Below are 20,596 nucleotides of genomic sequence, written 5' to 3' on the forward strand. Positions count from 1 at the left end.
TAATTGCGTGATCTACGGAAATCAATAGAAGCAGATCGCTTTGAAGATGATTGTTGTAGTAAAAAGTTAGCTTGCCTTACTGAGAAGCACGATCCGAGTGACAATCAACTCGACGAATGGATGCTGGACACTGTGGTTGAGACACATGCCATTTTGCGGTTAAAAGTCCGTCCAACTTCAGGCGTTAATGTCCGCTCTATCAAGCAAAGCATACTTTCGCATGAGTACTATGATGCGGAGAGAAATTTCTGCTTTTCGCTCAAAGCTTACGCTCAATTAATTTGATGATTGATGCTACTGGTGGTTACATGAAAGTGCAACGGGTGGTAAGCAGCCAGTGATCATGGTGGTAAATTGGAGTGAAGTTTTACTATTAGCAAAGCCGCATGGATGCGGCGACAACTCTGTACTTGCCGCAAACAACTATCCCCGCCCTGCTAAACCAATGACGTAAACTCCGATCTCTCCCGACTTGTTGGAACAAGTCGCACTCACAAGGTGCAATTAAACACTGAACAAAAATTCATGGATGAATGGTTACCGCCGAAGGACTCGGCGCAAATAAAAAACGTACATACCATTATACACAGTATGTACGTTTGAAATGGAAACCGCTGACGCTATATGTAAAGCTCCGTCACTCACTCACACGCGAATAGACACTGTTTTTACTATATACTCCAAATTGGAGCTTTTTGTTTTTCTACGGTTGAGTGACTATGCCGATACAGTTCAGCAAATCTGCCAGGTGTAAATAAGAACTGTAGCCAACTTCTATACTCATTAAGGATGCGCTATCAAGCGACAACAAACATGATAATGTCAGTGAGTAGTTCCATTTCGCCAATGCAAAAAAGCCTCAGTGTATTCATTAATGAATGCTGAGGCTTTTCTACTTATTTGGTCGGTGATAGAGGATTCGAACCTCTGACCCTCTGGTCCCAAACCAGATGCGCTACCGGACTGCGCTAATCACCGTAAATTTTGCACTATTATTTACATACGCTTAGAGGGTTCACCCTCTCGTCCACTTTCATCCAAAACATCTGGATGCGTTATAGGACTGCGCTTATCACCGTAAAACATTAACTATTTACTTAACTTACATTAAGCTCGCTAGTCACGCGAAGAATTTGGTCGGTGATAGAGGATTCGAACCTCTGACCCTCTGGTCCCAAACCAGATGCGCTACCGGACTGCGCTAATCACCGAGAATAAAAATCTTTATATCAAAGTAAATGAATGGGGTGACTGATGGGGCTCGAACCCACGACAACCGGAATCACAATCCGGGACTCTACCAACTGAGCTACAATCACCACTGATTTTCACTTACTTTACTAACCTTAAAGCTCACAACTCTATTCGGAAGTGGTGCGCCCAAAAGGATTCGAACCTTCGGCCTCACCCTCCGGAGGGGTGCGCTCTATCCAGCTGAGCTATGGGCGCTCGCCTTGGTTAGCGCCGCATATACTAGGGTCAAATCCCCTTTGAGTCTATAGCTGTTTTGCACTTTTTTTACTGACTGCTCAAGTTTTATCACATTAGCTGACTTTTAAAGCGGAATGCAGCCAAAATATGACTTGGATGTTACAGTATTTCATGCTAATTATAGACTTTGGTAAAAGCAAACATATATTTAACTAGTGAGTATCATGTTTAAGGATGAAGATGAAACTGGCCAGCCGCGTGTGAGTGAAACTGAACGCTTACGCAAAAAAATTATTCGCTTAAAACAATTAGCGCATAAATATAAGCATGCTGAGATCATTCAAAACGCATTACTCGAAATATCCAATATTGCGACTCATGCTTCTTCACTCGAAGAATTCTATGTCGGCGTACATAGCCATCTAAAACAGCTCATTCCCGCTGATAATTTTTTTATTTCAACCCTGGATACTCACACAGGTGAACTCGCCATCCCCTTTTTCGCTGATGAGAAAGATGCCCATCCAGCGGAGCTTTATCCTGAACAATCACTATCTACATTATTACAGCAAGGATTAACAGGCTACGTACTCAGAACTGGGAAAGCTTTGTTGTGTAACAATGACACAGTCAATGAACTGATTGCTGCGGGAGAAATTGTTAATTTAGGTTCTCCCTGTCATCTGTGGCTGGGCGTGCCCATCAAACAAGATGACATAGTAACAGGTGTGTTAGTGGTGCAAACCTATGACACAAACATCAGTTATGGTGAAATCGAACTCGAGTTAATGACGTTCATTTGTCACCATATTGCTGGGGTCATGGAACGGCTAAAACATCAAGAACAATTAGAACAAGCTATCCAGCAAAGGACAAAAGAACTCAGCCAAGCCTATGATAAGTTAAAACTAGAAGTCTATGAACGGCGTAGAGCTGAACGCTTACAAAAATCACTGTTCGAAATCGCCGAGCTAGCAAGTTCCAGTGCAGACAACCCAGACTTTTATACCCAATTGCATAATGTTATTCGACATTTAATTCCGGCCAATAACTGCTATATCGCACTTTTGGATGACACAGAAACCCACCTCACGTTTCCTTTTTATGTATCGCAATTAGCCAATAAGCACCCTGGCACTCGGCCGCTACAAGACGGCTTAACCGAATATGTGCTCAAACATAAGCGCCCACTATTGCTAGATCAAAGCAGTATCAATGCATTAATTGCCTCTGGTGAGCTGTATTCCCAAGCGCCAGCATTAAATCATACTCAAACCATGCATCAGTGGATCGGAATCCCGCTTTTTATCCATGATCAAGTTCGTGGTGCGTTAACGATTTACAGTTTTAGCATGACACAGAATTACCAAGTTAAAGACTTAGAATTACTGACATTTGTATCACAACATATAGGCTCGGCTATCGAGAAAAAGCTGTCCGCAGAGTCCTTACAACGCAGTTATGAAGAGCTAGAAGAAAAGGTTATTGATCGTACCAAAGCGTTAGCCGAACTGAATAAAAGTCTTGAGAAAGAAATTCAACAACGCCGTAGTATGGAAGCCAAGCTAGTTCACGATGCCAAACATGATGCACTTACAGGCCTGCCTAATCGCGCTATGTTTATGGAGCGTTTATCTCAAGCGATCAAGCATGTTCGTCGCCATAGCTTAGAACAGTTTGCCCTACTGTTTATCGACCTCGACCGCTTCAAACAGATTAACGACACTATGGGACACCTAGAGGGTGATAAATTCTTAATTGAGACGGCAAGCCGCCTCAAGTCCTGCATTCGTGATAACGACACCTTAGCGCGACTCGGTGGCGATGAGTTTGTGATACTGCTCGATAGCATTAACAACATCAACGACGCGAAAGATATATCAGAAAGAGTGATCCAAAAAATATCCCAGCCCTATCGACTTGGCACAATGGAATTTAGTTCTGGAGCCAGTATCGGTATCACCATCAGTGGCAAGCACAGAATTGATACCAGTGAATCTATGTTACGTAATGCAGATACTGCCATGTATCAGGCGAAAGCCAATGGTAAAGGCTGCTATGTTATTTTTGATGATAACGCCCAACATCAGGCCATGCAGGATGTCGAGTTAGAAACTGAATTTAGACATGCATTACACCATGCTGAAATCCAGCTTAGTTACTTACCAGTAGTCAATTTTAAAACAGGTCAAGTGCATGCATTAGAAAGCCGCCTGTTCTGGCAACATCCGCAACGTGGGCTCTTACAGCAGGAACAACTTAGCACGCTTGCTGAACAGTCACACCTTACCGTTGAGCTCGATAAATATACGATCAGCATCATAGATAGCAGCTATCCCCAACTCCTCAAGCAATATGATGAATCTGTTGAATTACATGTCATGCTTTCGAGCCAACATCTCAAGCATAAGCATGTACTGCGCAGTTTGAAAAACACTCTCAAGCAAACCCAGTTAAACCTGAGCCATTTGTGGTTATTCTTCAATGAAAAAGCCCTAGTGCAGGAAACTGAAAATCATATCAATGGCTTTGAATTGTTGCAGAAACTCGGGGTAAAACTCGGCATCAGCCAATACGGTAGCGGCTATAGTGCCTTAAATAGCTTATTGTTTCTGCCGATAAAAGGCTTAAAACTCGATGCCAACCTCACCAAACAAATACAAGGCGAGCAACAGCTTAAGTTAATGTCTGCCTATCAAAAAACGGCATCAACCTTAGAACTGCAAACCTTTGTCGATGGCATTGATAACCCTGAACAAAAACGTATCTTCAGTGAACTGGGTTATCAACTGGGTCAGGGGGCTGCTTTAGCCGACACTTTTACCTTATGTGAAACCCAATCACAGAGCTGTGCTCAGCTCGAATATGCCTAGTAAAAAATAAGTAGCTGATTTAAAAGAATAGTAAGCGAAACCGCTCGCTATTTTTTAAACATATCTCTTAAGCTAGAAATATTTGCCCGCCCCGTTTGCATCCGTTCCTGTTCCGTTTGTTGTGGCTTACGATTTTCCCACACCACATCATCTTGAGGTAACTCAAGTAAGAAACGGCTTGGTTCACAACGCATGGTTTCACCAAATTGGCGCCTTTCGCGGCAGAGAGTGAACCAAAGCTCTCGTTGAGCTCGAGTGATACCCACATATGCCAACCGACGCTCCTCATCGACGTTATCTTCGTCTATGCTGGTTTGATGGGGCAAGATACGCTCTTCTACTCCAACCATAAACACGAAGGGAAACTCTAAGCCCTTAGAAGCATGCAAGGTCATCAACTGCACCTGATCACCTCCTTCATCCTCACTATTACGCTCCATCATGTCCCTGAGCGTCAATCGAGTCACCACCTCTGGCAAGGTCATAGGCTCATCTAACTCATCACCCGCGAGCATCTCAGTCACCCAACGGTAAAGCTCTGAGATATTCTTCATCCGCATTTCAGCGGCCTTGGCACTGGTGCTGGTTTCGTATAAGTAATCTTCGTAATTGATCTTACGGATCAAATGCTTCACCGCCTCGACGGGTTCACCACGTTCGGCATGATCCCCAGTCTCCACGATAAAACGACCAAACTGATACAAAGATGACATAGCCGCAGGCGGTAAATGATGATTCAGTTCAGGCTCAAAAATCGCCGCAAACATAGAAATATGTTTCTCGTTGGCAAAATTACCTAAACGTTCTAAGGTTGATGGACCTATGCCACGTTTAGGCAAATTAACGATGCGCAGGAAAGCATTATCGTCATCGGGATTCACCACGAGTTTTAGATAGCCCATGATGTCTTTAATTTCAGCACGAGCAAAAAATGACGTACCACCACTCAATTTATAAGGAATACGGTTCGTCATCAGGGCGCGTTCGAGTAACCGTGATTGATGGTTGCCCCGATACAAAATCGCATAATCGCCAAACTGAGTACGGCCGACAAACTTGTGCCGCACAATTTCGGCAACAACACGTTCAGCCTCTTGCTCCTCATTGGCGGCAAACAGCACCCGCAACGGTTCACCATAGGCAAGCTCGCTAAACAGGGCTTTATCGTAAACATGGGGATTATTAGCGATAAGAATGTTCGCAGCCCGTAGGATCCGCTGGCTAGAACGGTAGTTCTGCTCCAGTTTAATCAGCTTAAGCTGTGGAAAATCTTTACCCAATAACACGAGGTTTTGTGGCTTAGCACCGCGCCATGAATAGATTGACTGATCGTCGTCCCCCACCACAGTAAAGCGTGCCCGCTCACCCACTAACAGCTTTACCATTTCATATTGGCTGGTATTAGTATCTTGATATTCGTCCACCAGCAAATATTGGATCTTGGTTTGCCAGCGCGTACGCACTTCTTCATGGTGGCGCAACAATAAGGTTGGCATCAGAATCAAATCGTCAAAATCTAAAGCGTTATAGGCTTTCATATGTTGAGCATAACGCTGATACAACATAGCAAATAAGTGCTGTTGCTCATCTTTAGCGATTTTGCGTGCATGCTCGGGAATAATTAAGCCACCCTTCCAGTTTGAAATCGTACTGGCAAGCGCTTTGAGTAAATCTTTATCTTCATCCAACTCGTCTTGGGTTAACTCTTTGAGCAGTGCCAAGGTATCTTGATCATCAAACAGCGAAAAACCCGGTTTTAAACCTAAGACCCTATGCTCGCGTTTAATGATCTCAAGCCCTAAAGTATGGAAGGTTGAAATCCACAGACCTCTGGCTTCCTTGCGGCCCATCGACTGAGCGACCCGCTCTTTCATCTCGCGGGCAGCCTTATTGGTAAAGGTCACCGCCGCGATATTACGCGCCTTATAGCCACATTTTTCGACCAAGTAAGCGATTTTATTGATAATGACGCGCGTTTTACCACTACCCGCACCCGCCAATACTAGGCAAGGGCCTGAAACATAATGAACAGCATCGTTTTGGGCGGGATTGAGTTTCATCTTTGCGCAATATCCAAACAAGTCGACAGAAAGGGATGGGATCATAGCAGAATCGACAGTTTTAAGGCTAACAAATCCCCGCTTAGGGTGAGCAGAACTCAACTCTGTAGATAAGCTTCTCCGTGATATAAACCCCAACAACAGCCAACTAAAGTGTTCACGCGTCTGCTTTACTTTTGAAAGCTAACGTACTGAGTTACAATCGAGCTATTCAGTAAAGAGGCGGACAAGATTATGATCAATCCAAAGAAAATCGAAGAAATGGCGAAACAATTGAGCGAAAGTTTGCCCAGCGGTCTAAAGCAATTTGCCGGTGAATTTGAAGAGCGCAGTAAGCAAGTACTGCAAAATCAATTGCTCAAGTTGGATATGGTTTCCCGTGAAGAATTTGATGTGCAGCAACATGTACTACTGAAAACCCGCGAAAAATTAGAAGCCCTACAAGCTCAAGTCAATGAGTTAGAAAAAAAGCTCAACGCGGCGGGCTAACTTATCATGCATGTTTGAAAGAGCACAGTTAGCGATAGCGCAGCTGTGCTTTTTGTTTTTAACACTTCAAGCATTGAGTCACTTGGGGAAATAATGCAACAACTCGCCAGCTATATCCTTGCTATTGAAGGCTATCCAAGCCCTGTCTACGTGGTAAGCCAATCAAACGAGCAGCAAACCTATCACGATGATAATGTGGAGATTTGTGAGTCCATAACGCTTTATCACTTCGATAACGGGGTTGTGATTAGCAAGCTAAGCGAGCAAGATAAACAAGCTTATGAGTCAGACATGGTTTGTGAAGATTATTGGCTCAGCTATCGGGTTGTAACAGCTCATATTGCGATTTCGCCGCAGCAAAAATCCTTTAGCAATCTATGTCAGCAAAGCTTTTGGCTTAAGATGCAGCAAGGGCTGGCAGTAAAGCCACCGCTGCAACCAGAGCATAAACAGACTTAATGCTTTAGCGTCGAACAACCAAGGAATGAAGCTACAATGGATGTCACAATCAGCACACACTATCAGGACTATCTTCTTTGGGGATTATTGTTGCTTGGTGGCCTGCCGCTACTCACTTATCCCGGTGTGCTTCTCGCCAGTTTGATGGGACTGGCCAGTCAATCAAGCATTAAACCCGCTTTTATCTATCGATTGATGAATCAGTGTTTTCTATGGGGAAGCCTAGTTTATCCCGCCGTGTATATTCCCTGTTATCGCATTACTAGCGATAGTACTGCGACTTCTTCATCTTTAGTCATTGCTGCGTTGCCACTGCTGTATCTAATCTTACTGTATGGCTGCTTTCGCTTTATGGATGCTCCAACTAAAGAGACAAATAGTTAAAGCTTTTGTTGGCGAGCATACTTTTGCTTAAGGCCTTTATGGTTAGCTTTAACTAACTTCCAGCGGTCACATCCATTGAAACGAGCATATTCACTGACTGCGATATCAAAGGCCGCACAGAAATCCTCATCTAAGCCATTCACCATCATGCCCTCTTCTAAGGTCAATTGCTGTAATAGCAATAGGTTAGCTTGGCGATCGGCTTTAACATCCACGCGGCCAACAAAAGTATCACGCCACAGAATCGCTAAAGAATAATAACCATACTGACGCTTTTCGGCTGGGACATAAACTTCAATTTGATAATCAAAATCAAACCATTGCTTTAACCTTTGCCGTTGGATCAATAAATTATCGAAGGGATTAAGCAGCCACACTTTATTAGGTAATAGTGCATTTAGCTGTAATGAAGGGCGATAAAAGTAGCTTTGGCCCGCAGCCTTAAAACACGCTAATAACCCGTGAGCTAACAACTCTGCCAATTCTTGGGCTACTGCTGATTTCATACCTTTGCGTAAATAAGCCATTTGCGCCGCAGTACCGAAGGCGTGGGCATCAAGATAACGATCAATTAGATAGCGGGTAAATTCACTATCTGTCGGTGCTTTGGCATTTACATCTTGTGGCAACACGCGCGCGGTAAGATCGTAAACCTTTTGAAATTTCTCCCGCCGCACCACCATCAACTCGCCACGCATAAACAGCTGCTCTAGGGCTTTTTTCGCGGGCTTCCAATCCCACCAGGCACCGTTTTTAGCTTCACTATGTTCAAAATCACTGGCCTTGAGTGGCCCTTCTGCAAGGATTCGCGCCCGCACTTCCTGCATTATTTTATCGTCGGGCTCAAACCAATGCTTACCGCCATTTTGCAGCTGCTGTTTACGCTGCAAACTAAAACGGTAATCGGCAATCGGTAAATAAGCTGCCGCATGGGACCAATATTCGAAGATCTCTCCTTTGGCTAAAGCCATATCGAGCATCTTTGGCTGATATTCTGGCATACGACTATGCAGCACATGATGATGCGCTCGCTCAACCACGTTGATAGAGTCAATTTGTACATAACTGAGATGTGAAATTGCCTCGGTGACAGAGGTATATGGTTGCAATAATCCTTGCTGCTGCATATTTAATTGCAGCCACTCGCGGGGTGAAAAGGGATTAGGCATCGATTCTCCAAATTCAACGACAAGCAAATACCAAACCAGAGAAAAAATATAACAAACTGAAAATAAGTGTATTTAGCACACTATTCAACGAGCAGGTTTGTGAAATGTACGCACAAGTCTACTCACTAGGCAGTATCTTCGGATAACATAAGCCATTTATACCTTAACGGCTATCGGTTTACCTACCCGTTAGTTTCACGACTCGAAATAGAGCCTATCTGGCATAGGCTCTTCATTAAGGATTGATGATGAATATCTACTATCGCCAAGCACAACTCTGCGGCCGCAAAACGGGTAATGGCACTAAGCTGCCATTTTTGATGAATATCTTGTATTCACTTGCTGCTAAAAATGGCGATCACCGGCCCTTTTTAATGGATGACATTAACGCCGTACTGTTTAATCAGCATCAGTCGATTGGTTGCTCTATCGAGGCGCCGCTACCGATAGTGAGTTGGCGCACCGAAGCGATAGAGTATGAGTTATTTAAAGGCGAAGAGCTGGTGTACCTGCCCCAATGTATCATCTTTAGCAATGGCGCCATTGCCTATGTCATTGTCGTCATGGGTGATGAGTATGAGCTGCGTATTTGGCCCGATTACAGTAACCGTGATCGAGAAAAACACCACTGGTTTTCCCACCATGCCGTAGTCTATTCCGCAGAACTTGACGTCTTTAAACAAAGCTTCAAAGCACTGCTCAAGCATATTAAAAAAGAAAATGACTACGAGAAAAAACACCCAAAATTTGGCAAAGACATCCCACTATCAGATTCATAAACTTGAATAATGAGTATGGATTTAGCGGCAATCGCCATAATTTTGCCACTATTGATCAGCAACTTGCCCGCAACTTTTGTAAAAAAATCTGTTTTAATACCCGCCGTGATACCGAGTTAACTCTGCACAATCTTAGCGGATAAGTCTCGGTCGTATTTCATAGGGAATGAAATTCAATGTTCAGCATTATTTTCTGGGTACTCACCCTACTTAGTTTGGCCTTATTTGGTAGCGCAGCCTATTTAGTGGTGCGCGCACTCCTCAAAAAATTTAATCGAAGTCAAGGAATCGATATGTCAGCACAAGAACCGTGGGCAGCAGCCACCGCAAAGGGAACAGCATTAAAAAACACCACCTTATTAAAAGCCTTAACCATTGGCATACTGTCAATCCTCGCTTTGATCCCGCTAGGGATCATTATGGATATGACTTCTGATCGCCAAGCCCTTTACCACAGCGTTGTCGATGAAATCGGCCGTTCATGGGGTGAGCAGCAAACCCTCTCAGGTCCTGCGCTGGTGATCCCTTACAGCTATTTTGTGTTGCAAGAAGAAGTCAGTAACGACGGTAAAACTCGCCATGAAGTGAAGCGTACCTATCAAGATGAGCTAGTGATCCTACCGAAAAAGCTCACCCTCGACTTAGACCTAAAACATGATTTTCGCACCCGTGGCATTTATCAATCGCTGGTGTATAACGCAGCTCTACAAGGTCAGGCCGACTTCAGCCTTAACCGTTATGATATTCCTAACCTTATCGCCTTCGATAACAAAAATGCCCGGTTAGTCTTTGGGGTGTCATCGAATCAAGCAATTGATAAAGTAGAAAAAATTGAAATCACCGGTGAATCGACCTTACTCTCTGGATCACTGATGTCGGGCACGGGGTTAACCACTGGCGGTTTAGAAAAAGGCTTTAATCAAAAGATCCAAGTCAGCGAAGCGAGTGATTTTAGTGTGGATTTTGCCATGACACTACGCGGCTCTCAGTCTATCAGCGCATTGCCACTAGGCGAGCAAACGCTAATCAATATTCGCGCCGACTGGCCGCATCCAAGCTTTAAGGGATTATTACCCGCAGAACGGGACATCAACGCGCAAGGCTTTACTGCAAGTTGGAATATCAGCCACTTAACCCGTAACTATCCACAAGAGTTTATTAAGAGTAATCAATCGACTCTGACTGAAGTGTCGGCTAATGCGATTTTATTCGAACCAGTGACTCACTACGGCAAGATTGATCGCTCGGTAAAATACGGCCTATTGTTTATCGTGCTGACTTTTATCATGTTGTTTATCTTCGAAATTGGACAAAAAACGAGCCTTAGCACGATTCAATATGTGTTAGTCGGCAGCGCCATGGCCTTGTTCTATTTGCTACTACTCTCGCTATCTGAGCATCTAGCCTTCTTGCATGCCTATTTAATTGCCGCTTGTATTCCCGTGCTGTCGGTATCGGCTTATGTAGGGAGTGCCACAGCAAGTATTAAGCGCGGTGCACTAGTGGGCATTATGCTGGTGAGTTTATATGCAGTGCTGTACTCGATACTGCAACTGGAAGATTACGCCCTATTGATGGGTTCAGGTTTACTGTTAGTCGTACTGTTGATTTTGATGTTCGTGACTAGGCATCACCCTAAGAACACGGCGCAATAGCGCCCTACCGATCCACCCTTGAAGACCCCCGACAGCGCCATCTTTTGCTGTCGGGATTTTTTTATTGGCAAAACCATTGCCGCGTTGTAGCCTATGGCGTTTTATGAAGAGGCTTATATTTTGACCCATAGCGTCTATCTTTTACGCCGTTTAGGTTTAGCTTGGATACTGTTGGCAACCATTCCGGGCTTACTATTACTGACACAGAATCAGCTGTTTCCACTGATCGATCTGCACTCTACCTTAGCCAAAACCTTATATTGGATTACCATGACTGGCACTGCGCCCTATGGCGTCGCAACAGTCTTGTTTGTATTGGCGATCGCCTATCGTCATATGCCTAAACCACTCTTTATAAGTTTATTTTTTGCCATCAGCCTCAGCCAAGTTATCAGTTTAGGCTTAAGCCACACCCTCAAATCCTATTTTAAAGAACCCAGACCTAATCTCGTTTTTCTAGCAGAACAAGCACTGCCTAAGCATGAACCGCTTTCACTCGATGCCTTTTATCAATTGGATAAACAGTCACGTTCAAAGACAATTGCCAATGCACTCGATAGCTTGATCGCTGCAGAACCAGCCTTGAAACTCGACTCACGGATCCATCAGCATTGGGAAGATGAAATCGGCTATTCTTTTCCTTCGGGACATACCATTTTTGCTGTGACGCTAGTGCTTACCGCCAGCTACTATTTGCTACTCGCTGGATTACCTAGCTTAGTCATGGCGTTATGGAGCTGGGGATTTTTGATGGGATTAAGCCGTATGCTGCTTGGCATGCATTGGCCACAGGATGTACTGTTTTCAACCTTTTTAGCCGCCATCATCAGCGGATGTAGCGTGTTTTTTGTCAGTAAGTTGCGTCCACTCTCCCATGCGTTTGCTAAAGGATCTGAACGCTAACGCTGTTAATTCAGCGTCTCGATTTGGCTGTCGACTCAAATACAACAGCTTCAAACACTATGAAGTTAAATACTTAGGCATTGCTAAGCACTGCCTAAGTATTTTGCCACTAGGGCCTGATAAATCCCATTGGCCTTAATTCTAGCGAGCCCTTGATTGAAAGTATCCCGCGCCACTGAGTTGTGGAACACCATTCGATAGGATGTTGGGGGGAAAATAAAGTGGTAGCTTAATGCTTGCTGGGTATCAACATCATCCTCAACGAACTTATTCAGTTGAGCGAATATATAACGATCCGCAATCACTGTATTAATGCGACCTAAGTACAACATACGGTTCTGGCTTAATTGGCTATCGACTTCACGATAAATAGTCTGTTGCGCTACGGCATTAAACTCAGGGCCAAGTAAGAAGCGAGCATTTTCAAAAGCGGCGACACTGTACTTTTTAAGATCCACAATACGTGTTATTTCAAGGTGTTGCTCGGCCAAACTGATCGCCACATTGGTATATTCAACATAATCATTGGACCAATAACCATCAACGCCATTTGCAGGGTTCATCGTCATTACAGCATCTAATCTATCTTTATTGAAATATAAAACTTGGCGTTTACGAGAGTAGAATTTGAAGTTGACTGGCTGCCCCATTTCCTTAAACGCGGCCTTAATAATATCGATCTCAAGCCCTGATTCAGCATCTTCGATAATATAAGGCGGTCGATTTAGAGCACTACCAATGGTTAACGATGCAGAAAATACATAAGTCGGTAATATGAATAAGCAGATTAGCAACAAACTCAAGCGCATACAGTGTCTCACTCTTATTAGTATCATAACAATAGCGGTAAATAACGGGAGTTCCAAACAGCGCGACTCCCAAAATCTCTATCCGTTATCACTGTCACAACCTTAAAATGTCTCATTTGATCAAGATTTTTGGCAAAGTCCGCTAAGACTGGCAAACTAGAGGCTGACTCAGTTAACCCTAAGCTTTCGATGACAGACACTCACCCCTACAAACTCGATCAACTCGATTTAACGATTCTGCGCTTACTGCAAACCCACGGCAGATTATCGAATCTCGAACTGGCCAATAAAGTCGGACTATCGCCATCTCCTTGCTCGCGCCGTGTTAAAGCCTTAGAAGAAGCGGGTTATATTGCCGATTATGCAACGCGTCTGTCGGCGGATAAGTTCAACCTGCATTTGACCGCGTATATCCATGTTCGAATGGAGAAACATACACCGGCGATTCTCAATCAATTTGAAACCAATGCACTCGCCTACGAAGAAGTCCAAGAATGCGCGCTGATCACGGGCTCAGAGGCCGACTATCAACTTAAAGTGCTAGTACAAGATATGGCGCACTTTCGCACTTTCCTGTTAGATAAACTCACGACCAACGTGCATATCGCAGGGGTGCATTCCAGCTTTGTCCTCAAAAAGGTTAAGGACCACACGGCCATTCCCTTAGGGCACGTCAACATTCAAGCATAAGCCAACAGTCACAGCAAACACCGCAAACAAGACAGCGGCACAAGTAACAGTCATAGCACAAAATAGCGGTTAGACATCTGCCATACGGTATTTTTTGACCATAAGATCACAATTCAATGAATTTTTATCATCGCAATGATTCGCCAAATCTCGACCATCCGCCGCACCTGATAGCAATAAAATCTCGCAAAAAACAGATAGGCGGCACACAACATTAACCTATAGCCAAAAACCGATAAATTATTGCAGATTAACACCAAATTAACGCACTAAAATTGCGTTGAAATCCTCATTTATCCGCCTAAGATACGCCTTCTTTTTACGGGAGGCACAATGCAATCGGCCAATACAAGTTCAACTAACCACTTCAGCTCACGCTTAGGTTTTATCATGGCGGCCGCAGGTAGCGCCGTTGGCGTCGGCAATATTTGGGGATTCCCCACCCAAGCGGCCACCCATGGTGGCGGCGCCTTTCTACTTGTGTACCTAGTGCTGATTTTCATCCTAGGCATTCCCATGCTGATGGCTGAACTCATGATAGGTCGCCACGGACAAACCAACCCCGCCGATGCCATGGGTAAACTCGGCTTCAACTCACTCACCCGCGGTTTAGGCAAGAGCATAGGTTTGCTTTCCATAGTGACAGCGGGATTGATTTATACCTTCTACAGCATTCTCTCCGGCTGGTTTGTCAGCTTTGCCATCGCGCCTATCGCCACTGCCTTTGGCTCGAATGATACCGCCGCTTGGCTAGTGGATTTTTCGCTGTCACGTAATCTGGTGTTTACACTGATCTTCAGCACGCTGGTGTTTCTGGTATTACTGCAAGGCGTGCAAGAAGGCATAGAAAAATGGTCGAAACGCTTAATGCCGTTATTACTGATCATGCTGATCGCGGGCGTGGCGTATATCTTCACCCTAAATGGTGCGAGCGAAGGGATAAGCGCGCTACTAACACCTAACTTTACCAAGGCACTGGCGCCAGATACCTTGATCAGCGCGCTCGGACAAACCTTCTTCTCCCTTACCATAGGCACAGGTGCCATGATGGTGTACGGCAGTTATCTGAACCAAAAAGAGAATATCGCTAAACTGACCGTCTGGGTTGCCTTTACCGACAGCGGCATCGCCTTTCTCGCCGCCTTTTTAATCATTCCAGCCATGTATGTGGCCCAGCACAATGGCGTGCAGATTTTTAACGCCGAGGGTAAATTACTCGATTCGGATGCATTGGTGTTTACTGTCTTACCCGCGTTATTTTCCACCTTAGGCGATACGGCTAACCTCATCATCAGCGTGATTTTCTTTATTCTGCTGATCATCGCGGGTTTAACCTCGGCCATTTCCATCGCCGAAGTGCCGACGAGTTATGTGATGCAAAAGTTCGGACTCAGCCGTCAACGCGCCACCTTGATCATCGGCCTATTGTTGACCTCATTATCCTTATTACTGGCGGTATTTTTTGAGACGCTATTTAGTTTCACTATAATGCTGACCACCCAAATCGCCCAGCCGCTGGTCGCCCTCGGTATTGCGGTTTACTTAGGTTGGATTTGGCGCCAAACCCAACTGCTCAAGGCAATTCGTGGGCAAGAAGGTGTCGATAGCACAGGGCTTTTCTGGCGCATTTGGCCAAGATATGTAAAGTATGTTTGCCCAGTGCTGATTATCGCCATAGCCATCAGACAATTTGTGTAACCATTTGAAAAAATAACAAAATCCACGCTAATGGCGGGGATTTTTTATTTAGCAATTGATGCACTAATTAACTACTTTAAAATAATCAGCAAAGTCTTGCTGCCGCCAATAGTGAATGCGATGACAGCCGGATTTTTTCAATCTATCGATGACGTTGAACTGCTAGGGTAAGGCTGGATTGAAACGAAAGGGGATGTAAACAGCAGCCTTAAGAGATTAAGGCTGCTTTAAACACTGAGCTGATTACTGTTCGATACCCACAATTAACCAAGGTGAGTTGGCTTGCGTTACGTTACGCTCTAAATGCCAGATTTCCTTAATGTCCTCTTCTACGCCTTCAACGGTATCGCAATAGCGGCCGCTAAATTTAACACTCACTTCCGCAAGATTTGCATTGTGTGTGGCGCGGACAAGTTCTGCATCCAAAAACATCACTTCTGTGTGCTGATCGCCAACTAACTCGCGACGTTGGTTGCTGAGTTCATTGTAAAGATCAATAGAAACATACTCTTGGATTTTGCTTAAATCGTTTTCATTCCACGCCAATTGCAGGGTTTTGTAGTGACTACGAGCGCCTTCCAAAAAGCTTGGTAAATCAAAACCCGCGGGTAAATTAAAGGGCACATCGCTTATCGCTTGGCCAAAGCCATTGCTGCCGCTGTTTGCATTGGTGGCAAAACCTGTTTGTTCAGTCTGTTGGCGCTGTAGATTAGTACTTGGCTGACTCGCCCCTGCATAGGCCGGTCTTGGCTGCGCCCCCGCTTTTGAGGCCATCACAGTACGAACGATTTTGAATAGCACGAATGCCAGCAAACCGATAATCAAAATATCCATGATTTGAATATTTTCAAAACCACCGCCCATAAACAGCGCAGCCAATAAGCCACCTGCTAATAAACCGCCTAACATGCCGCCCATCATACCTTTTTTGCCCGGTGCTCCCGCTGGCGCCGTAGTCGGTGTGTTGGTCGCCGCTGGTTGAGCCGGAGCCGTTTGATGGCTTTTGCCGATAGATTTACTACCGCCGAATTTTTTTGCTTCAACGACTGGGCTAGTAACTAAGCTAACCGCAAAAATCATCGCCAGCATAATAAATAACTTTTTCATTTATAGGATCTTGTTCGTGTAATCTGAGGTGCTGCCATAATAGCGGGATGACATTATATGTCAATTAGCAAAAAGCGAAGGCTGATTGTCCTGTGCATATTTAGTGAGTTGCGATTAGCACTGTCATTCCAGTGACGCGCCAACTTTGGTTTAAAAATAAGTCATCCATGCGGGCTCGACGGCTGCATCTGCTGTATATGGACATACGAATGTCGCGATCACATGGATGTGAATGAGCGGCCATGCCGCCAACGGTCACTTACATGCCAGTGCTTAATCCCATAAACTGCCGTACATTCTGATAGCCTGAACTACCCAAACCGAAGTCCAGACAGAGGTGACCATCTCAGCAGTCATATCTTTTGAATCAAGATTTAGAATAATCGCCATGAAGAAAAGATGCGTTTGTCCTATATTTTTTCATCTTTTTTAAAAAGAGATTATTTTTCTATTTTTATAGATAAACCTGTACGGTTAATTAGTCAAATCTTAAAATAAATGCCATTAAAAGGGGGGCATCGTTTATTAATTTTGCAGAAGAGTTTTCTATTTCCTCAGACTCATCGTCGTCAGTAATTGAAACAAAACACACTGTCGAATTTAGCTCAATAGGCAGTTCTCTTTTTATTCTGATTAGTACATTTGATAATGTCTTAATTAGTTCATTTTTAAACTTTGCAAAGTTTATTTCTCGAGATGAGTCCTCTCGAAGCATCTTACTTATTTTAGAGAAGGCTCCCGCATTATATCCATCATAAAACCACTCAGATACTGCCCATCTATAGTAATTTTCACACTCTATGCTCTGATCTTCTTCAGCAACGAGAATGCTTTTAAGCTTACCCTCAGAGCTAGCACTTAATGATGCTGACATGGCACTACTGTCAGTGTAAAGAGATACCGCATAGAATGCCTCATCTTTATTTTCTAACAATAACATCTTGATTGTATCGTATGTAATTTCAAAGCATTTTTCTTCTAACTCAGTCCAGTCCATTATTCACTCCTTGTACTTAGCTTCAATATTTTCATTTTATGATACACTCAGCTCCATGCAGAATACTGATAATTATCATTTATTTCCTTAAAACTCACACCCGTTAAACCAAGAGCCTCGTACTCGTTTTTAAACTGAATAGAACATACAGAAGCCGCTATCTCGTTACAAAAGAATAAATGTTCACGAATATTATTCTTTATTTTAAATTTATCTATAGACTCATAATATGTCTTCTTTAACCCACGTTCCTCTTGCGTGTTCAATTTTCCAGAATCTAAGTCAATCGAGATAGTATAAGTGGACTCATCTTTATCTAAGATAGACAAATAACTTAGTGGAAAAAATAAAAAGTACTTTTTCTGCGGCCGAACTCCTCGATGCAGGTTAATATCGACAGGAATACGAATACACTTAACATTTAATTTTTCACACAAGTATAACATTTCATTAGAAACTAAATTTTCATCAACCAAATAATCACCATTCAGTTGATATGTTTTTGCTTTAAGAGAATAAGCATTTAAAAAATCACCCTCACATGGTGGTGAGTCATAAAACTCATAGTCAGGTAGCTCAGGAGTCCAATGTTTATCCATAAAATACGGTATTCCCTTACCATCAGGATCTGATTGCACAATAAAAAATGCCTGTGGATTTATACTCATAATAACTACCCTGTAATAGGTTAAAAGTTTAATGTCCCTAAGAAAGCATTAGCGCAAACTTGAATTTATTTTAAACATCGTTTTACTCTGTTGCCAGCAATAATATTCCCTCGCAAGTCAAAAAAGCTTAACGAGCCACCCATTGTTAAATTCTCGGTATTAAATTATCGGAATGCATAATTATAAATAACAGACTATCAGGTATACCAAGGGTTTAACGGGATTAAGCACTGTCGTGGAAGTGACCGTTGGCGGCATGGTCGCTCATTAACATCCATGTGATCGCGACATTCGCACTTCCGTATGCATCAGATGCCACCGTAGAGCCTATTAGGGTGACTTATTTTTAAACCAAAGTCGGCGTGTCACTGAAATGAGTGTGCTTAATCAATATCCCCAGAGTAAAAGTACAATTTTGTTAATAAAACTCAACTATTACAAATACTTCTTATCAGAACAATAGTCGAAAGAAAGTGCTCAAAAAGATCGGGCATACAAAATGCACTTGGCATTAACAGTCAACACCGAGGCTACAGAAGTTCACCTCCCCTCGAAGTTGCCGCAGGGCGAATAGACAAATTGCGTGAGTTCGGTCATGGATGACCGACTAGCTTTCGCAGGTGCAGGGACGCATCCTTCGGAAGCGATAGCAAATTTGGCTATGAGCACAAGGGGCTTTCAACTCCGTTGGGGCGTCTTGGAGAATCCAAGGAGGATAGGACGAGCAGTCCTCCTTGGTCGGGTGTGGGGTGAAGCCCCACGACCTTGATTCACCTCGGCCGTAAGGCCGCAAACATATAGTCAGCCAACATTAAAACTCAATTATTACAAACACTTTCCATCCGATGACTTATCGGAAAAAAGTGCTCGGCTGATGCCGCCAAAGATGACATTCAAGAAGCCGATACCGACATCTTTTTGCCGCTCATCGGCGCTGCCCGTATCGTGGCCGCTCGCATCGCGCATGCTTTGATTATTGTTGGTTCCGCGCACAAAATCGCAGGAGACATTGCTCGTATTATTCACCGAGCAGGCACTGAGCAAAGTGATCATTAGCCCGCAAAGTGCAAGGCGTAATCTTGGCATATTAGTTCAACACCTCTTCTAATGCCTTGAGGCATAAGGCGACATTTTCACGACGGGCACCAAAACCCATGAGGCCAATGCGCCATGCTTTACCCGCAAGGGCACCAAGGCCGGCGCCGATTTCGAGGTTATAATCCTTCAGCAAACGAGTCCGCACCGCAGCATCATCGACTCCAGCGGGGATGTAAACTGCGTTAAGTTGTGGCAGACGCGAATCTTCGGCAACCACAAAATTTAGCCCTAACTTTTCCAGCCCAGCACGCAGCACTAAGTGCATGTCATGATGGCGTTGCCACGCATTTTCTAAACCTTCAGCCGCCAACATACGCAGGGATTCATGCAGTGCATAAAGTGCATTAACGGGCGCAGTGTGATGGTAACTACGTTTGCCGCCCGCGCTGGTCCAATAGGCCATCACTAAGCTTTGATCGAGGAACCAACTTTGCACTGGGGTCTTGCGATTCTTGAGTTTTTCGACGGCTGCAGGCGAGAAAGACACGGGCGATAAACCCGGTACACAGGAAAGGCACTTTTGACTGCCAGAATAAATGGCATCTATGCCCCATTCATCGACCCTTAACTCGACACCGCCAAGGGAAGTCACGGCATCGACTATGCTCAAACAACCATAGGTTTTAGCTAATGCGCACAGGGTTTTGGCATCGGACAGCGCGCCAGTTGAGGTTTCGGCGTGCACAAAGGCTAAAAATTTGGCATCGGGATTGGCTTTCAGCGCCGCTTCAACCGCTGCAGGATCAACAGGTGTGCCCCACTCATTGTCCACCAGCACGGCAATAGCGCCCATACGCTCGACGTTTTGGCGCATACGCTCACCAAACACACCGTTACGACAGACAATCACCTTCTCACCCGGCTCGACTAAGTTAACGAAACAGGTTTCCATGCCCGCACTGCCCGGCGCTGATACCGCCATGGTCATTTCGTTTTTAGTTTGGAAAGCGTATTGGATCAGGCTCTTAAGCTCATCCATCATGCCCACAAACAGCGGATCTAAGTGGCCAACTGTAGGTCTGGACTGTGCCGCAAGCACTTCGGGATAAACATCCGACGGGCCAGGGCCCATTAAAATACGGCGAGGAGGATTAAAAGCGGTAAAACGCGGTGCTGGTAACATCATGTCTCCTTAATGCGTGTAGGTGTAGGTCGAAGTCTAGTTATTATTCGTTAGCCAATCGTCAGCGGATTAAGTCAGCGACTTAACTGTGACGTATTAATCGGCGGCTAGAGTATTAAGTCTACAAAACTACCACAAAAAGGAGCGCCTGTGCGCTCCTCCTTTAGCCTTAGTTATGACTAACATAACTATCACGCGCATGGT

At 44.3% G+C, this 20,596-nt stretch carries 17 protein-coding genes and 4 tRNA genes; 9 read left to right on the forward strand and 12 right to left on the reverse strand.

Annotated features, from left to right (window positions below; all coding sequences use genetic code 11):
- Window positions 1-901: 901 nt before the first annotated feature.
- From L5M17_RS11480 to L5M17_RS11495, 4 genes are all read right to left on the reverse strand, one after another.
- A tRNA-Pro gene (locus tag L5M17_RS11480) sits at window positions 902-978 on the reverse strand.
- Between the two features lie 156 nt (window positions 979-1,134).
- Window positions 1,135-1,211, reverse strand: a tRNA-Pro gene (locus L5M17_RS11485).
- 32 nt (window positions 1,212-1,243) lie between these two features.
- Window positions 1,244-1,319 (reverse strand) — tRNA-His (locus L5M17_RS11490).
- A gap of 53 nt (window positions 1,320-1,372) precedes the next feature.
- Window positions 1,373-1,449, reverse strand: a tRNA-Arg gene (locus L5M17_RS11495).
- Between the two features lie 206 nt (window positions 1,450-1,655).
- Here L5M17_RS11495 and L5M17_RS11500 point away from each other — a divergent pair.
- A complete protein-coding gene (locus L5M17_RS11500) occupies window positions 1,656-4,304 on the forward strand; it encodes a diguanylate cyclase domain-containing protein (RefSeq protein WP_263147527.1) in 2,649 nt (882 codons plus the stop codon).
- A gap of 47 nt (window positions 4,305-4,351) precedes the next feature.
- Here L5M17_RS11500 and rep read toward each other — a convergent pair whose 3' ends face one another.
- Window positions 4,352-6,364, reverse strand: coding sequence for a DNA helicase Rep (rep, locus tag L5M17_RS11505; protein ID WP_263147528.1), 2,013 nt, complete (start codon window positions 6,362-6,364; stop codon window positions 4,352-4,354).
- 234 nt (window positions 6,365-6,598) lie between these two features.
- On the opposite strand from rep, the gene ubiK reads away from it, so the two are divergent.
- The 3 genes from ubiK to L5M17_RS11520 all read left to right on the forward strand — a co-directional run bounded on the left by ubiK (window position 6,599) and on the right by L5M17_RS11520 (window position 7,696).
- On the forward strand, window positions 6,599-6,853 hold the full coding sequence (ubiK, locus tag L5M17_RS11510; protein ID WP_006083441.1) for a ubiquinone biosynthesis accessory factor UbiK: 255 nt from the start codon (window positions 6,599-6,601) through the stop codon (window positions 6,851-6,853).
- A gap of 93 nt (window positions 6,854-6,946) precedes the next feature.
- The gene (locus L5M17_RS11515; RefSeq protein WP_173247981.1) at window positions 6,947-7,312 is read left to right on the forward strand and encodes a hypothetical protein; all 366 of its coding nucleotides are present in this window, start codon (window positions 6,947-6,949) and stop codon (window positions 7,310-7,312) included.
- A 36-nt stretch (window positions 7,313-7,348) separates the two neighbouring features.
- Window positions 7,349-7,696, forward strand: a complete 348-nt coding sequence (locus L5M17_RS11520) for a hypothetical protein (protein ID WP_173496177.1) — start codon at window positions 7,349-7,351, stop codon at window positions 7,694-7,696.
- Here the strand turns inward: L5M17_RS11520 and L5M17_RS11525 are convergent.
- Entirely contained in the window at window positions 7,693-8,865 is a 1,173-nt protein-coding gene (locus L5M17_RS11525; protein WP_263147530.1) for a winged helix-turn-helix domain-containing protein, read from the reverse strand. The two genes, L5M17_RS11520 and L5M17_RS11525, sit on opposite strands and share 4 nt — an antisense overlap.
- 248 nt (window positions 8,866-9,113) lie before the next feature.
- Here L5M17_RS11525 and L5M17_RS11530 point away from each other — a divergent pair, with 248 nt between their 5' ends.
- The 3 genes from L5M17_RS11530 (at window position 9,114) to L5M17_RS11540 (ending at window position 12,202) form a co-directional block, all read left to right on the forward strand.
- A complete protein-coding gene (locus tag L5M17_RS11530; protein WP_113940862.1) occupies window positions 9,114-9,644 on the forward strand; it encodes a hypothetical protein in 531 nt (176 codons plus the stop codon).
- Between the two features lie 176 nt (window positions 9,645-9,820).
- Entirely contained in the window at window positions 9,821-11,299 is a 1,479-nt protein-coding gene (gene creD / locus L5M17_RS11535) for a cell envelope integrity protein CreD (RefSeq protein WP_113940863.1), read from the forward strand.
- A 93-nt stretch (window positions 11,300-11,392) separates the two neighbouring features.
- Window positions 11,393-12,202 carry a phosphatase PAP2 family protein gene (locus L5M17_RS11540; RefSeq protein ID WP_263203776.1) on the forward strand — a complete coding sequence of 270 codons (810 nt, stop codon included), beginning with the start codon at window positions 11,393-11,395 and terminating at the stop codon, window positions 12,200-12,202.
- 83 nt (window positions 12,203-12,285) lie between these two features.
- Here L5M17_RS11540 and L5M17_RS11545 read toward each other — a convergent pair whose 3' ends face one another.
- Window positions 12,286-13,011 (reverse strand): substrate-binding periplasmic protein, encoded by a 726-nt coding sequence (locus tag L5M17_RS11545; RefSeq protein WP_263147539.1) that lies wholly within the window; start codon window positions 13,009-13,011, stop codon window positions 12,286-12,288.
- Window positions 13,012-13,200: 189 nt separating this feature from the next.
- On the opposite strand from L5M17_RS11545, the gene L5M17_RS11550 reads away from it, so the two are divergent.
- Both L5M17_RS11550 and L5M17_RS11555 read left to right on the forward strand, forming a co-directional pair.
- Window positions 13,201-13,701 (forward strand): Lrp/AsnC family transcriptional regulator, encoded by a 501-nt coding sequence (locus tag L5M17_RS11550; RefSeq protein ID WP_105253008.1) that lies wholly within the window; start codon window positions 13,201-13,203, stop codon window positions 13,699-13,701.
- Window positions 13,702-14,034: 333 nt separating this feature from the next.
- Window positions 14,035-15,399: a sodium-dependent transporter gene (locus tag L5M17_RS11555; protein ID WP_263147542.1), complete on the forward strand. Its 1,365-nt coding sequence runs from the start codon at window positions 14,035-14,037 to the stop codon at window positions 15,397-15,399.
- A gap of 243 nt (window positions 15,400-15,642) precedes the next feature.
- On the opposite strand, the gene L5M17_RS11560 is transcribed toward L5M17_RS11555, so the two are convergent.
- From L5M17_RS11560 to L5M17_RS11580, 5 genes are all read right to left on the reverse strand, one after another.
- A complete protein-coding gene (locus L5M17_RS11560; RefSeq protein ID WP_263147544.1) occupies window positions 15,643-16,506 on the reverse strand; it encodes a Tim44 domain-containing protein in 864 nt (287 codons plus the stop codon).
- A 478-nt stretch (window positions 16,507-16,984) separates the two neighbouring features.
- Window positions 16,985-17,503: a DUF4303 domain-containing protein gene (locus tag L5M17_RS11565; RefSeq protein ID WP_263147546.1), complete on the reverse strand. Its 519-nt coding sequence runs from the start codon at window positions 17,501-17,503 to the stop codon at window positions 16,985-16,987.
- 47 nt (window positions 17,504-17,550) lie between these two features.
- A complete protein-coding gene (locus tag L5M17_RS11570; protein ID WP_131526149.1) occupies window positions 17,551-18,171 on the reverse strand; it encodes an imm11 family protein in 621 nt (206 codons plus the stop codon).
- Window positions 18,172-18,996: 825 nt separating this feature from the next.
- A complete protein-coding gene (locus L5M17_RS11575) occupies window positions 18,997-19,257 on the reverse strand; it encodes a hypothetical protein (protein ID WP_263147549.1) in 261 nt (86 codons plus the stop codon).
- Between the two features lies 1 nt (window position 19,258).
- The gene (locus L5M17_RS11580; RefSeq protein ID WP_131524964.1) at window positions 19,259-20,392 is read right to left on the reverse strand and encodes a pyridoxal-phosphate-dependent aminotransferase family protein; all 1,134 of its coding nucleotides are present in this window, start codon (window positions 20,390-20,392) and stop codon (window positions 19,259-19,261) included.
- Between the last annotated feature and the right edge of the window lie 204 nt (window positions 20,393-20,596).

Origin of the sequence: Shewanella sp. SW24 (genome assembly GCF_025653395.1) — a bacterium.
GTDB lineage: Bacteria > Pseudomonadota > Gammaproteobacteria > Enterobacterales > Shewanellaceae > Shewanella > Shewanella oncorhynchi.